Source organism: Gardnerella vaginalis, from assembly GCF_001546485.1.
In the GTDB taxonomy this organism is placed as follows: domain Bacteria; phylum Actinomycetota; class Actinomycetes; order Actinomycetales; family Bifidobacteriaceae; genus Bifidobacterium; species Bifidobacterium vaginale_D.
Window position 1 is genome coordinate 1 of record NZ_KQ956869.1, and the last position, 1,780, is coordinate 1,780.

The window sequence follows — 1,780 nt, forward strand, 5'->3', positions numbered from 1 at the left end:
CAAGCTCGGCGCTCCGAATTGCTTTCGCGCGCGCTACGCTTTGAGCGCGAAAGCAGGTCGTCGCGCACGCCAAGCACTCCTATCTACGCACACCACCGCAGCTTAATTGCGATACTTTAGTTGCACTTAGTAAACCACGTACTTTGCGTAACAAACTCATAGACAATACGCAAGAACATCGAAAGAAAAAATAAAGCTAATCCTACAAACACACACGCAATTAAGTTGTACTTAATCTCGACACGCCGTGAGTTGCACTTCGTTGTTTAGAGTGTTATTATCATATGGTTTGGTTCGAAGCCCCCTTCGTCTAACGGTTAGGACACCAGACTTTCAATCTGACAACAAGAGTTCGACTCTCTTAGGGGGTACAAGTTGTTACGCCGTTGATTTTTCAGCGGCGTTTTTTTTTATTTGTGGATCGGTGGCAAGCTGGGGTAAGCGGCAAAAAGTGTAAAGCTAAGCTGCTGAATATTCTGTGGCATAAACCATAGCCTCAGCACTGTTAAAACGCAGTCAAGTATCTGAGAAAGTAACGGTCATATGTTACTTACGCAGTAGCTGATCTGCGTTAGTAACGAATAATTGCGATTTAGCGTTATTCGCGCAGTACGTAATCTGCATTAGTAACAAAGTTTGACGATTTATTGTTAAATATTCAGCTAATACCTACTTTGCGCCTTGCTTAGCATACGAAATAGCCCACATTCGATATATCGCAAGCCTTACTGTCATAAAGGTTATGAGCCTATTTTTACACAGTTTTGTCCGTGTGACGAATGTGCAGAAAATAGATTCGATTACCGCAAAACGCTTGTATCGCAAGGCCTAAGACATGATTTCTTACACACTTTTCAACCTACAGCCGCCGGGTTGCATGTTGTATTTTGACCTATAACTTTTGTGTTTTTTATAGATTGTTATAAGTTTTGTAAATATTATAAATATCACAAAATGTATGTTGCAATTAACATGAGTGATAGACTTACTCGTTGGTGCTTCTGCCCGGGCTGCGCAGGTCAGGGAGTGCTATCTCAGTAATGTACAATGCGTGGCAGTAAGATAAGGATTTCTTATGAGTGATATTTTTAACACTAATATTGATAACGATTCATTACCATCATCTACCCCTATAACAGATAAGGCGGATGCACTATCTAATACTGAGCCTTCTGTTGTTACTAATATGCGCTGGCGTATTGCTGATATTGCTTTAGGATCTGCTCTTGCTGCTGTTTTTGGTGTTATTCTATGCGGATATGGTTTGGTATTTATTCCATTAATTCGTACTTTGAATGCCGCTGTTCTTCCTGGTTTTGCTAGCATTACTCACGGTGTGTGGTATTTATCGGGTACTCTTGCAGTACTTTTGATTCGTAAGCCTGGCTCTGCTGTATATGTGAATGTTGTTGGAGCACTTGTGCAAGTGTTGCTTGGTTCACCATTTTCGTTTAATAGCACAATTGTTGCGGCATTGATGCAGGGTGTGTTTGCAGAGATTCCGTTCTTAATTTTCCGCTTGCGTAAGTTTAATCTTACTTTGAGCATTATTTCTGGTTTGCTTGTAGCGCTTGAATATGGTGTGTTCTTGACGTTTACTAAGTATCAGGCTAAGACTCCTGCATATATTACGATTCATATGATTACGGAGCTTATAAGTGGTTTCTTGCTTTCTGGCGTACTTGTGTGGTTTGTGTACTTAGCGCTGCGAGCAACTGGTGCTCTTGATAACTTCGCATCTGGACGCTCTGACCGAGCTTGAAATCATTGGGATTTCAAG

Annotated in this window: 1 protein-coding gene and 1 tRNA gene; both read left to right on the plus strand. The window is 41.3% G+C overall.

Annotated features, from left to right (window positions below; translation table 11 throughout):
• Positions 1 to 299: 299 nt before the first annotated feature.
• A tRNA-Glu gene (locus HMPREF3208_RS04785) sits at positions 300 to 371 on the plus strand.
• Positions 372 to 1,075: 704 nt separating this feature from the next.
• A complete protein-coding gene (locus tag HMPREF3208_RS04790) occupies positions 1,076 to 1,762 on the plus strand; it encodes an ECF transporter S component (RefSeq protein ID WP_016637747.1) in 687 nt (228 codons plus the stop codon).
• Positions 1,763 to 1,780: the final 18 nt, after the last annotated feature.